Source organism: Streptomyces sp. NPDC090088, from assembly GCF_044747345.1.
GTDB lineage: Bacteria > Actinomycetota > Actinomycetes > Streptomycetales > Streptomycetaceae > Streptomyces.
The window spans coordinates 653,725-665,788 of the sequence record NZ_JBIVDZ010000008.1 but is presented as its reverse complement, the minus strand read 5'-3'; the positions used below and the strand labels follow the sequence as shown (position 1 = coordinate 665,788).

8 protein-coding genes and 1 pseudogene are annotated in these 12,064 nt (G+C 73.5%); 5 read left to right on the top strand and 4 right to left on the bottom strand.

The features are described 5' to 3' along the window. Positions 1-45: 45 nt before the first annotated feature. Positions 46-5,028 (bottom strand): ATP-dependent helicase, encoded by a 4,983-nt coding sequence (locus ACIPSJ_RS36850; protein WP_401352477.1) that lies wholly within the window; start codon positions 5,026-5,028, stop codon positions 46-48. Between the two features lie 339 nt (positions 5,029-5,367). On the opposite strand from ACIPSJ_RS36850, the pseudogene ACIPSJ_RS36845 reads away from it, so the two are divergent. The 3 genes and pseudogenes from ACIPSJ_RS36845 to ACIPSJ_RS36835 form a co-directional block, all read left to right on the top strand. Continuing rightward, positions 5,368-6,201, top strand: a pseudogene (locus ACIPSJ_RS36845) (AraC family transcriptional regulator); the annotation flags it as partial. Between the two features lie 28 nt (positions 6,202-6,229). Continuing rightward, positions 6,230-7,120 carry an AzlC family ABC transporter permease gene (locus ACIPSJ_RS36840; RefSeq protein ID WP_401352474.1) on the top strand — a complete coding sequence of 297 codons (891 nt, stop codon included), beginning with the start codon at positions 6,230-6,232 and terminating at the stop codon, positions 7,118-7,120. Further along, positions 7,117-7,425, top strand: a complete 309-nt coding sequence (locus tag ACIPSJ_RS36835; protein WP_359223982.1) for an AzlD domain-containing protein — start codon at positions 7,117-7,119, stop codon at positions 7,423-7,425. Before ACIPSJ_RS36840 ends, ACIPSJ_RS36835 begins: the two co-directional genes overlap by 4 nt. An 8-nt stretch (positions 7,426-7,433) precedes the next feature. On the opposite strand, the gene ACIPSJ_RS36830 is transcribed toward ACIPSJ_RS36835, so the two are convergent. Continuing rightward, on the bottom strand, positions 7,434-8,378 hold the full coding sequence (locus tag ACIPSJ_RS36830) for a hypothetical protein (RefSeq protein ID WP_401352471.1): 945 nt from the start codon (positions 8,376-8,378) through the stop codon (positions 7,434-7,436). 80 nt (positions 8,379-8,458) lie between these two features. On the opposite strand from ACIPSJ_RS36830, the gene ACIPSJ_RS36825 reads away from it, so the two are divergent. After that, positions 8,459-8,653 (top strand): DUF3046 domain-containing protein, encoded by a 195-nt coding sequence (locus tag ACIPSJ_RS36825; protein WP_355721338.1) that lies wholly within the window; start codon positions 8,459-8,461, stop codon positions 8,651-8,653. A 60-nt stretch (positions 8,654-8,713) separates the two neighbouring features. Further along, positions 8,714-9,967, top strand: coding sequence for an AI-2E family transporter (locus ACIPSJ_RS36820; protein WP_401352468.1), 1,254 nt, complete (start codon positions 8,714-8,716; stop codon positions 9,965-9,967). Between the two features lie 27 nt (positions 9,968-9,994). Here ACIPSJ_RS36820 and ACIPSJ_RS36815 read toward each other — a convergent pair whose 3' ends face one another. Then, complete coding sequence (locus ACIPSJ_RS36815; RefSeq protein ID WP_401352465.1) at positions 9,995-10,786, bottom strand: hypothetical protein; 792 nt, start codon at positions 10,784-10,786, stop codon at positions 9,995-9,997. A gap of 100 nt (positions 10,787-10,886) precedes the next feature. Further along, on the bottom strand, positions 10,887-12,047 hold the full coding sequence (locus ACIPSJ_RS36810; protein ID WP_401352463.1) for an oxygenase MpaB family protein: 1,161 nt from the start codon (positions 12,045-12,047) through the stop codon (positions 10,887-10,889). Between the last annotated feature and the right edge of the window lie 17 nt (positions 12,048-12,064).

The following is a 12,064-nucleotide window of genomic DNA, read 5'->3' as shown; positions in this document are numbered from 1 at the left end:
TCAAGGGTGACACGAGGGGGTGAGCGGTGCGGCTCGCGCCGTGGTTCACGCCCGCAGGCGCAGGCCGCGTGGGGTCGCGATGAAGCCCGCTCCTTCCAGGAGGACGCCCAGGGGCGAGGTCAGGGCGGAGGCGCCGTTGACCCGCTCCACCGTCACCGTGCCGAGGGTGCCCGCGCGGGCGGCGGCCGCGAGGGCCTCGGCGGCCGTGCGGAGTCGGGGGTCGTCGGTGGCGGCCGTGTCCGGGGCGGAGGGCCAGGCCAGCAGGGTCTTGCCGCCGCGTTCCATGTAGAGGGTGAGTTCGCCGTCCACCAGGACGACCAGCGAGCCCGCCTTGCGGCCCGGCTTGTGCCCGGCGTCCGTCGGGGGCTCGGGCCAGGAGAGGGCGGCGCCGTAGGCGTTCGCGGGGTCGGCGGCGGCGAGGACCACGGCTCTGGGGTCGGGGGCGGCGGGGGTGCGGGCGCGGTGGTTGCCGTAGGCGTACGGGTTGGCGGGACCGCCGCCTTGCGGGCCGCCGCCTCGGGGACCGCCGTAGCCAGGGCTTGTGAAGGGGTCGGCGGGGGCGAGGTCCTTGGGGGAGACGTAGTCGCCGGGGGCGGTGCGGGGCTCGGGGGGCCAGGTGAAGTCACCGTCGAGGTCGGAGAGTTCGGTGAATTCGGGGAAGTCGGCGCCGTCGAAGGGGCCGAGGGGGGTGAAGGGCGCCTCGGTGTCGAAGGGGGTGGGCGTCGTGGACGCCGTGGAAGCCGTAGGACGGTTGTTTCCGAAGTCGGTGCCGGGCAGGGCCTCGCCGCGGTCGCGGGCGTTGGACACCGCGCGCAGCCGGTCGACCGCGCCGTCCATCGCGAACTGGGCCGCGCCGAGGCCCTCGACGACATAACCCCGGCGGGCCTGGCCGCTCTCCTCGAACGCCGACAGGATGCGGTACACCGCCGAGAAGCCGCCCTCGACGCCCTCCGCGGCGACCGCCCCCCGGGTGACCACGCCGTGCCGGTCGAGGAGGGTGCGGGCCAGGGCGTGGGCGCGCACGGTGGTGTCCGGCTCGCGCTGCGGCAGCAGGGACCAGCGTCCGGCGACGGTCGGCGGGCCGGTCCGGGAGGCGGTGCGGGCGGCGGCCGTCAGGGAGCCGTAGCGGCCGCGCGGGACCGTCCGCTTGGCGCGGTGGGCCGTGGAACCGGCGGTGCGGCCCGAGCCCAGCAGGGAGCGCATCGGGGCCAGGGTGTCGTTGGTGAGACGGCCGGACCAGGCCAGGTCCCAGAGGGCGTCGGCCAGTTGGGGGTCGGTGGCGTCGGGGTGGGTGGTGGCACGGATCTGGTCGGCGATCTGGCGGAAGAACAGGCCGTAGCCGCCGGAGAGGGCGTCCAGGACCGACTGGTGGAGCGCGGTCGGTTCCAGGGGGTGCGGGGGCGGCAGGAGCACGGGGGCCGCGTCCGCCAGATACAGGGAGACCCAGCCGTCCTTGCCCGGCAGGGCACCCGCGCCCGCCCACACGACCTCTCCGGCTGCGGTGAGTTCGTCGAGCATCGAGGGCGTGTAGCCCGCCACGCGGGACGGCAGGACCAGCTTCTCCAGGGCCGAGGCCGGGACCGACGCGCCCTGCAACTGCTCCACGGCGCGCACCAGTCCGTCGACACCGCGCAGCCCGTGCCCCTTGCCGATGTGCTGCCACTGCGGCAGGAACTGGGCGAGCGCGGCCGGTGCCACCGGCTCCAGCTCGTGCCGGAGCGCGGCCAGGGAGCGGCGGCGCAGCCTGCGCAGGACCGCCGCGTCGCACCACTCCTGGCCGATGCCCGCCGGATGGAACTCGCCCTGCACGACCCTGCCGCCCGCGGCGAGCCGTTGCAGGGCGCCCTCGGTCACCGCCACTCCGAGGCCGAAGCGGGCGGCCGCGGTGGCCGACGTGAACGGGCCGTGGGTGCGCGCGTACCGGGCGAGGAGGTCGCCGAGCGGGTCCTTCACGGGCTCGGTGAAGGCCTCGGGGACGCCCACCGGCAGGGCGGTGCCGAGGGCGTCGCGCAGCCGGCCCGCGTCCTCGATCGCCGCCCAGTGGTCGGTGCCGGCGATCCGGACCTTGATGGCCCGGCGGGCGCCCGCCAGCTCCTGGGCCCACCGCGGCTCGGCGCCCCGCTCCACCAACTCGGCGTCGGTGAGCGGGCCGAGCAGCCGCAGCACGTCGGCAACGCCTTCGGGGTCCTTGATCCGCCGGTCCTCGCTGAGCCACTGGAGTTCGCGCTCCAGCTCGGTCAGGACGTCCGCGTCGAGCAGTTCGCGCAGCTCCGCCTGGCCCAGCAGCTCGGCCAGCAGCCGGGAGTCCAGGGAGAGCGCGGCCGCGCGTCGCTCGGCGAGCGGGGAGTCGCCCTCGTACAGGAACTGGGCGACGTAGCCGAAGAGGAGGGAGCGGGCGAAGGGCGACGGCTCCGGGGTGGTGACCTCGACCAGGCGGACCTTGCGGGACTCCAGGTCGCCCATCAGCTCGACCAGGCCCGGGACGTCGAAGACGTCCTGGAGGCACTCGCGGACGGCCTCCAGGACGATCGGGAAGGACCCGAACTCGCTCGCCACCTGAAGCAGTTGCGCGGCGCGCTGGCGCTGCTGCCACAGCGGGGTGCGCTTGCCGGGGTTGCGGCGCGGCAGCAGCAGCGCGCGGGCGGCGCACTCCCGGAAGCGGGCGGCGAACAGGGCCGAGCCGCCGACCTGGTCGGTGACGATCTGGTCGACCTCGCCCTTGTCGAAGGCGACGTCCGCCGCGCCGACCGGCGCCTGCTCCGCGTCGTACTCGGTACCCGCCTTCATGGGGGCCTGGTCGAGCAGGTCGAGGCCCATCAGGTCGGCGTCCGGCAGCCGCAGCACGATGCCGTCGTCGGCGTGCATGACCTGGGCGTCCATGCCGTAGCGCTCGGACAGCCGGGCACCGAGGGCGAGCGCCCAGGGGGCGTGGACCTGGGCGCCGAAGGGGGAGTGGACGACGACCCGCCAGTCGCCCAGCTCGTCGCGGAAGCGCTCCACGACGATCGTGCGGTCGTCGGGGATGTGGCCGCAGGCCTCGCGCTGTTCGTCGAGGTACGACAGCACGTTGTCCGCCGCCCACGCGTCCAGGCCCGCCGCCAGCAGGCGCAGGCGGGCGTCGTCCTTGGGGAGCGCGCCGACCTCGCGCAGGAACGCGCCGACCGCGCGGCCCAGTTCGAGCGGACGGCCCAGCTGGTCCCCCTTCCAGAAGGGCAGGCGGCCGGGCACGCCGGGGGCGGGGGAGACCAGGACACGGTCCCGGGTGATGTCCTCGATGCGCCAGGAACTGGTGCCCAGGGTGAAGACATCGCCCACCCGGGACTCGTACACCATCTCCTCGTCCAGCTCGCCGACCCGGCCGCCGCCCTTCTTGGGGTCGGCGCCGGCGAGGAAGACGCCGAAGAGGCCGCGGTCCGGGATGGTGCCGCCGGAGGTGACGGCGAGGCGCTGGGCGCCAGGGCGGCCGGTGACGGTCCCGGCGACCCGGTCCCAGACCACGCGCGGGCGCAGCTCCGCGAACGCGTCCGACGGATAGCGGCCCGCGAGCATGTCGAGAACCGCTGTGAACGCCGACTCCGGGAGCGCGGCGAAGGGGGCCGCGCGGCGGACCGTCGCGAGCAGGTCGTCGACCTGCCAGGTGTCCAGCGAGGTCATCGCGACCAGCTGCTGGGCCAGGACGTCGAGGGGGTTGGCCGGGACCCTCAGGGACTCGATGGAGCCGGTGCGCATCCGCTCGGTGACCACGGCGGCCTGCACCAGGTCGCCGCGGTACTTGGGGAAGACCACGCCGGTGGAGACCGCGCCGACCTGGTGTCCCGCGCGGCCGACGCGCTGCAGGCCGGAGGCGACCGAGGGCGGGGACTCGACCTGGACGACCAGGTCCACCGCGCCCATGTCGATGCCCAGTTCGAGGCTGGAGGTGGCCACCACGGCGGGCAGCCGGCCGGCCTTCAGGTCCTCCTCGACCAGGGCACGCTGCTCCTTGGAGACCGAGCCGTGGTGCGCGCGGGCGATGACCGGCGGGGCGCCCTGGGCCGCGCCCGAACCGCCCATCAGCTCGGCGGGCGAGTGGTGTTCGTCCAGCGGCTCGCCGGTCAGGCGCTCGTAGGCGATCTCGTTGAGCCGGTTGCACAGCCGCTCCGCCAGCCGGCGCGAGTTGGCGAACACGATCGTGGAGCGGTGCGCCTGGACCAGGTCGGCGATCCGCTCCTCCACATGCGGCCAGATCGACGGCTTCTCCGCGCCCTCGCCGCCGTCGGTGGCCGGGGACCCGCCCAGCTCTCCCATGTCCTGCACCGGGACGACCACGGAGAGGTCGAACTCCTTGCCGGACCTGGGCTGGACGATCTCCACCTTGCGGTGCGGCGAGAGATAACGGGCCACCTCGTCGACCGGGCGGACCGTCGCCGAGAGGCCGATACGGCGGGCCGGTTTCGGCAGCAGTTCGTCCAGCCGCTCCAGGGAGAGCGCGAGATGCGCGCCGCGCTTGGTGCCGGCTACCGCGTGCACCTCGTCCAGGATCACCGTTTCGATGCCGGTCAGCGCGTCGCGCGTGGCCGACGTCAGCATCAGGAACAGGGACTCGGGGGTGGTGATCAGGATGTCCGGCGGGCGGGTGGACAGGGCGCGGCGCTCGGCGGGCGGGGTGTCGCCGGAGCGGATGCCCACCCTGACCTCCGGCTCGGGCAGGCCGAGCCGGACGGACTCCTGGCGGATGCCGGTCAGCGGGCTGCGCAGGTTCCGCTCGACGTCGACGGCCAATGCTTTCAGCGGTGACACGTACAGCACCCGGCAGCGCTTCCTCGGGTCGGCCGGGGGCGGGGTGGCGGTCAGCTGGTCCAGGGCGGCGAGGAAGGCGGCCAGCGTCTTGCCGGAGCCGGTCGGGGCGACCACCAGCACGTCCGAGCCCGCGCCGATGGCCTGCCACGCGCCTGCCTGGGCCGCGGTGGGCGCGGAAAACGCCCCCGTGAACCAGCCGCGGGTCGCGGGGGAGAAGCCGTCGAGGGCTCGGTGAGCGGATTTCGCCATGGGTCCATCCTGCACCCGGGCACTGACAAGTGGGGCTGACCTGCGGAGATGTCCTCGACTTGGCCTTCGAGCCTTGTGTTCCTACCCGCACCACTCGTGACGGTCTCGTCGTCGGGTGCGGGTGGCCCCCGTGGGGCGGATTCGCCGTCGGCGGCTGCGCGGAGAGAAGGAAGGGGGTGGGAGGAGCGACTGGGCGGGGGCGGGGGGGAGAGAGCGGCTCAGGAGGGGTGGGGGAGAGAGCGGCTCAGGAGAGGGGGCGGGGGGCTCAGGAAGGCCGGGTAGGAGCGGGGGATGTGGTTGGGGGCGGTCGCGGGGGGTGTGCGGTCGGACAATGGGTGCATGGCGGGAGTGGACGAGCAGGCGCGGCACTGGCGGTATGAGGCGTTGCCCGGTGTTGATCTGTTGCGTGCTCGGTATGTGCGTAAGACGTTCGTTCGGCATACCCATGAGCACTTCGTGATCGCCGCCATCGCGGACGGTGTCGAGGTCTTCCACCACCGGGGCTCCGACGTGTCCGCGGGAGCGGGGGCGCTCGCGCTGGTCAACCCGGACACCGCGCACACCGGGCGGGCCGGGGTGCCCGAGGGCTGGCGGTACGGGGCGGTCTACCCGGCGCCGGACCTCGTCGCGGGGATCGCCGCCGAGACCACCGCGATCCGGGGCACCCCCGGCTTCGTCAGTCCTGTGCTCGACGACCCGTACAGCGTCGCCCTCGTGCACCGGGTGCTGCGCGCCGCCGACGAGGGCAACGCGCTCGCCGCCGACACCCTGCTGCGGGTCGCGGTGACCCGGCTGCTCCGGCTGAACGGCGGCCCGCTGCCGCAGCGGCAGGTCCGCACCGCCGGCGCCAGGCTCGCCGCACGCGCGCGTGCCGTGCTGGAGGAGCGGATGACCGAGCCGCCGACCCTGGAACGGCTCGCCGGTGACCTCGGCACCAGCCCGTTCGCGCTGCTGCGGGCGTTCCGGGACGCCTACGGCATGCCGCCGCACACCTGGCTGACCGACGCCCGGGTGCGCCGCGCCCGGCTGCTGCTGGACGCCGGCACGGCACCCGCCGAGGCGGCCGTCGCCGTCGGCTTCACCGACCAGCCGCACCTCAACCGGCACTTCGCGCGGATCGTCGGCGTCCCGCCGGGGGCCTACCAGCGTGAGCGCAAGAACGTACAAGACGCGCGGGACGCCCGTCCGTAGCGTGCTGGGCGTGGCACAGCAGACAGCACTCGCAGACATACGCGGCGAAGGGGAGCCGAAGCCTGACTCCGCCGTCGTCCGGGACGCCCTCGGGGTCGGGGTCGCCGTGGGACTCTCCGGGTTCGCCTTCGGGGTGACCTCGGCCGGCAGCGGGCTCGGCCTGCTCCAGACCTGCGCGCTCAGCCTCCTGGTGTTCACCGGCGCCTCGCAGTTCGCCCTGGTGGGCGCGCTCGCGGCCGGGGGCAACCCGCTCACCGCGGCGGCCGGTGCCTTCTTCCTCGGGGTGCGCAACGCGTTCTACGGGCTGCGGCTGTCGCAGGTCCTCGCCCTCCCGCGCGCGGTGCGGCCGTTCGCCGCCCAGTGGGTGATCGACGAGACCACCGCGGTGACCCTGTCCCAGCCGACGCGCCGCGCCGCGCGGATCGGCTTCACGGTCACCGGGCTCAGCCTGTACGTGCTGTGGAACCTCACCACCCTGCTGGGCGCGCTCGGCGCCAAGGCCGTCGGGGACACCGACGCCTGGGGCCTGGACGCGGCCGGACCCGCCGTCTTCCTGGCGCTGCTCGCCCCCATGCTGCGAGGCACGACGGAGCGCGCGGTCGCCGCCCTCGCGGTGCTGCTGGGCCTCGGTCTGCTGCCCGTGCTGCCCGCGGGCGTGCCGGTCCTGGTGGCCGCGCTGGCGGCGCCGGCCGCACTCTTCGTCTCCGGCCGCAGGTCTGGCCGTAGCCACGACGGCGCGCTCGACGGCGCGCTCGGCGACGCACCCGGCGACGCATCCAGCGAGGCATCCGGTCAGGCACCCCACGGCGTATCCGGTCACGTATCCGGTCAGGCACCCCATCGCGCATCCCGTCACGCGTCCGGCCAGGTACCCGACGACGCACCCGAGGAGACCCGATGAACGTCTGGATCGCGGTCGGCGCGACCGCCCTCGGCTGCTACGCCGTCAAGCTCGTCGGACTGCTGGTGCCCGCGGGCGTCCTGGAGCGGCCGGTGGTGCGGCGGCTGGCCGCCCTGCTGCCGGTGGCCCTGCTCGCCGCCCTCACGGCCCAGCAGACGTTCGCCGACGGGCACGCGCTCGTGCTGGACGCCCGGGCCGCGGGGCTCGGGGCGGCCGCCGTGGCGCTGGTGCTGCGCGCGCCCTTCCTGGTCGTCGTCGGCGTTGCCGTGGTGGTCACGGCGGGCCTGCGCGCCCTCACCGGCTGAGAGATCCGTCACCCCACGAAACGGCCGTACGCCTTGAGGGTACGCAGGGCGTCGATGGTCACCATGGGGCGGGCCTCCAGGGCGGCGGCCGGCGCCCACTGCCGCCAGCGGACGGGCCAGCCGCCGTCCGCCGCCTGCTCCGCGGCGAGGAACTCCAGCGAGCGGTCCATCTCCTCGTCGGTGAACCACGCGCGCGCGAGCGAGTCCGGGGTCCTCGCGAAGTCGTGCGGGAAGTGGTGTTCACCGGGCGCGTAGCCGGGTGCGACCGGGTACGCGCCCAGCCGCGCCGGGTCCAGCGCGGCCAGCCGGTGCTCGCGCACCAGACGGCCCAGCCGGTCGGCGGCCGCCTCCGCACGCGGCCGGTCGGGTGCCGTGTCCAGGAAGGCGACCGCGGCCTCGACCTCGTAGGGGTGCGACTTCTCCAGCGCATCCACCGCCTCCCAGCAGAAGTCGGTGGCCCGGAACAGCCAGGCGTGCCACACCTCGTTGCGGTGCAGCAGACCCACCACCGGACCGGTGGCCAGGAGTTCGCTGGGCGGGTCGTCGACGATCGGGATGAACGGGGCGGCCGGATAGCCGCGCTGACTCGGATGGATCGCCGGCAGCGCCCCGTCCGCCGTGGAGACGGCCGTGAGGTAGCGGCACACGCGCTCCGCCCGCTGGCCGCCGCAGCGCCCGATGGCGTCCAGGACGCGCAGCGCGTGCCCGGTGGGCAGCGGCTGGCTCACCGGACCGCGCAGATCGGGCTCCAGCGCGTGACCGTATCCGCCGTCCTCGTTGCGGTAGGCGTCCAGCGCCGTCTCCACCGGATCGGGGCCGCCGTTCAGGAAGTGGTACGAGAAGAGCCGCTGCTCCAGCACGCGTGCGGTGAGCCACATGAACTGCTCGGCGCGGAACAGCGGGGAGTGCGCCGGGGGCGCAGAGGGGAGTGGGGAAGCTCCGGTTTCGGCCATGCGAAAGACCGTAGGGCGGAAAGCGGTCTCGGCAAGCGCTCCCGGGCAGGGCCCACTCTCAGGGGCGGGATACTGGTGTCATGCGGTTGACGGTCTTCTGGCAGCGGATGGCGGAACACTTCGGTTCCGGGTACGCCGACACCTTCGCGCGCGATCATGTGATGACGGAGCTCGGCGGGCTGACGGTGCACGAGGCGCTGGACTCGGGCTGGGAGGCCAAGGACGTGTGGCGCGTGGTCTGCACGGTCATGAACGTTCCGGGGGAGAGGCGCTGACCGTGCACGGAGATCGGATACGGGCCACGCGTTGTCAGTGGCGTGGGCGAGACTTGCACCGTGGCACCCACTGACGACGACGGGCGCACCGCCCAGGACACCTCCCCGGTCGACACGACGCCGCCCGCCGCACCCTCGGCCGCCGGCGCCGCGCTGCGGAGTGCCCGCATGCCGCGCTGGCTGCCGCGCGCCATGGTGCTGGCGCTCGCCCTCGTCGCCGCGTTCCAGCTGGGCAGCTGGGCCTTCCACCAGCTCACCGGCCTGCTGATCAACATCCTCATCGCGTTCTTCCTGGCGCTGGCCATCGAGCCCGCGGTGAGCTGGATGGCCTCCCGCGGCATGCGCCGTGGGTTCGCGACCTTCCTGGTCTTCCTCGGCCTGGTGATCGCCGTCGCGGGTTTCGTCACCCTGCTCGGCTCGATGCTGGCCGGACAGATCAACAAGATCGTCGAGGACTTCCCGGACTACCTGGACTCGGTCATCAACTGGGTCAACGAGACCTTCCACAGCCAAGTGAGGCGGGTCGACGTCCAGGAGGGCCTGCTGCACTCCGACTGGCTGCGCAAGTACGCGCAGAACAGCGCGGCCGGGGTGCTCGATGTCTCCGGGCAGGTGCTCGGCGGCCTGTTCCAGCTGCTGACGATCACGCTGTTCGCCTTCTACTTCGCCGCCGACGGCCCCCGGCTGCGCCGCACCCTGTGCTCCGTGCTGCCGCCCGCCCGTCAGGCCGAGGTGCTGCGCGCCTGGGAGATCGCCGTCGACAAGACCGGCGGCTATCTGTACTCGCGCGGTGTGATGGCGCTGATCTCCGGCATCGCCCACTACATCCTGCTGGAGGCCCTGGGCGTGCCGTACGCGCCCGTGCTGGGCGTCTGGGTGGGCCTGGTCTCGCAGTTCATCCCCACCATCGGCACCTATCTCGCGGGCGCCCTGCCGATGCTGATCGCGTTCACCGTCAACCCGCTGTACGCGGTGTGGGTGCTGGTGTTCGTCGTGATCTACCAGCAGTTCGAGAACTACATGCTCCAGCCCAAGCTGACCTCCAAGTCCGTCGACATCCACCCGGCGGTCGCCTTCGGCTCGGTCATCGCGGGCACCGCGCTCCTCGGCGCCGTCGGCGCGCTGATCGCCATCCCGGCGGTCGCCACGCTCCAGGCGTTCCTGGGCGCCTATGTGAAGCGGTACGACGTCACGGACGACCCCCGGGTGCACGGGCACCGCCGCCGTGGCGCCGGCGGTCCGGGGCTGCTCACGCGCGCGCGACGGCTGATATGGCAGCGGCCGGTCGAGGAACCTGAGGAGAGTTCTGTCTGACGGCCGCCGCGATCAGCGCGATCAGTATCAGTAGGTGAGCACCGCCCATACCCCGGCCGCGGCGACGGCGGCCGTGTAGCAGCCCACCGCCGTGGCCACGATCCGCCACCGGACCTGTTCGCTCCATGTGGTGCGGGACAACAGCCGGGCGAGCGCCGGCAGGACCAGCACCGCGTGCAGGCTGACCCCGTGCAGCGGCTTGAGCGGGGCCGTCGAGCCGTAGGCCGCCTGCTGGTGCCCGGTCCGGACGAGCACCACCCCGCGCGCGATCATCGCGGCCCCCGAGACCAGCGCCACCAGCAGGATCGCGAACCCGGACCGCACCGCGAGCGCCATGCCGACGGGACCGGCCGGCCGCCGCCGGAAGGACACGACGGCGAAGACGGTGAGCAGCACCACCAGCACCCCGCCGCCCACCGCGAGCGTCATCGACACCGCCGTGTCGAACGGTGTCTCCATGTCGAGATGCGAGGGCACCCGCCGCCACGCCTGCAGGGTGATCCCGCCGACCTCCACCACGCAGTCGGCGGCGAACACGAGGAGCAGCACGGTGCGCAGCCGCTCCCCGATCCTCAGATACGAGGTGACCCAGGTGACCGCGATCAGGGTCAGCCCGAAGGAGAGCCCGAACGTGACCGGCTTGCGCCAGGAGACCGGCCCGTACCAGGGGCCGCCGTCCGCCGCGAACACCACCAGGTGCGCCAGGCCGGAGAAGATGAGGAGCGCGCCGGTCGCGTGACAGAGACGCTCGGCGGGACGGACCCCGGGCAGGGCGTTCGACGGTGGTCTGCGGGTCGGTGTCCGCACGGGCGAGGGCATGCGCCCAGCCTCCCGGGAGCCGGCCGCGCGGTCGTCGTCCGGCCGAAGACGGCCGCCGTACGCCTTGAGGAGTACGGGGAGCAACGGGGCGCAGGGGCGGTCAGGAGACCGTGGCGGCCGGCGGGGTCCAGCGCCGGGTGCGCGGCACCGTGCCGGAGACGCCGTAGTCCTTCTTGAGGTGTTCGGGGATGGCGTAGTGCATGACACGGCCGCGGGTGAGGGAGGACAGTTCGAGGACGGTGGTGAGGTGGCCGAGGCGGTCCAGGGCCCAGGCGCCCAGCGGGGAGCGGTCCTCGATGGTCTCCAGGACGCCGAGGAGGTGCGGTACGGCCTTGACGACGGTGTCCCACGGGGTGCGCGGCACCTCCAGCCAGTCCGCGCAGGTGTCGCCGACCAGGTGGCGGATGAGCGCCGAGACGATCGGGTCGAAGAAGGTGCCGGGGACGACCTCCTCGTAGAGGTCGATGAGCTGCCGGGTCAGGACCGCGCCCTCCTCGGAGGGGCCCATGTACCGGACCATGTACAGGTCGAGGAAGGCGCGCGCCTCGTCGAGGGTCTTCGGGACGGCCTCCTGGTCGACGCCGAGCATGGCGCCGACCACCCGCCACGCGTAGTAGTACGCCTCCGCGCCCTCCGTGGACAGATGGATGCCCAGCCGGTGCAGGCTGTCGAGGACCAGCAGCGAGAAGAACATCTGGCCGCCGATCATGTCCTCCTGGCAGATCGGTGTGCCGAGCGCCTCGGTGTCCCAGCGGTTCTCGCGCCTGAGGTGATGCCGGATCGAGGCGTGCAGCAGCCGCACCTTCTGGGCGGCCGGGACGAAGCGGCTCCCGGCCTCGAAGGCGTCGGGCCGCATCAGGTAGACGGTGAACTGGCCGGTCTCCGCCATCCGCTTGGAGGGGTACTTCAGCCCGTGGGTGGCCGACAGCAGCTTCGCCACGCGCGGGACGACGTAACAGGCCGGCATGGAGGCGAAGGAGAGCGCGGTCGAGATGTGCACGTTGTTGTCGATGAAGAACAGCCGGGCCTTCTCCATCTCGCCCCAGTCGACCCAGGACGGCGGGACCCGGGTGGCCTCCAGGTACTCCCGCGCGACGTCGGGCAGCCCGTCCGGCAGCGGCGCGCCGGCGGTGGAGACGTACCGCATCAGGGTGTTGAACGTGCCCACCTCCCCGCGCTCGAAGAGGGCGGCGACCGTGGCGTCGGCGAGTTCGTCACCGGCGTCCCGCAGGGCGTCCATCGAGGCCTCGGTGTGGATCACGGCAGGGCTCCTTGTCT